General features: G+C 29.2%; 1 protein-coding gene. It reads right to left on the bottom strand.

Annotated elements, in window-relative coordinates; genetic code table 11:
• Nucleotides 1-200: 200 nt before the first annotated feature.
• Nucleotides 201-469, bottom strand: a 269-nt coding sequence (locus AC3DEV_RS16925; RefSeq protein WP_488372857.1) for a hypothetical protein, incomplete at its 5' end; no start/stop codon positions are given.

The following is a 469-nucleotide window of genomic DNA, read 5'->3' on the forward strand; positions in this document are numbered from 1 at the left end:
GTAAAATAACGCTCGCCTTTCCATATATTTTTATTGTTTGAAAAAGACATTATACTTGCTTGGTATAGTTCAATAACAAACTCGGCAGGGAAAAGAATTTGTATTTGTGGGTGTAATATTAGGGTAAATTTAGACATAAAGTATAAAAAAAATTAAAAAAATTATTAAAGTGTGCGGGTCACCACTCCGCACTTGCAATATTAACAAAAATATAAAACGCCGTCTATTTTAAAGGCAACGCTTTCTTGTTTATATTGCATTTTGAGAAACAAACAAAGTTCTAAAAAATCTTTTAAATCTTTATTTGCTTCGCAGGAGGCTAATATACAAGCATTGTTTTCAATCATAATTGAACCATTTTGCATTTTATAGTAACCTTTTAAATTGGTTTGAACTTGACAACCGCCGAAAATTTCTGTTATTTTCAACGAAAACTCTTGAATTAAAAAGTTTAAATCAAGCTCATCTC

The organism is Dietzia sp. IBK-p2-15D (assembly GCF_057773105.1).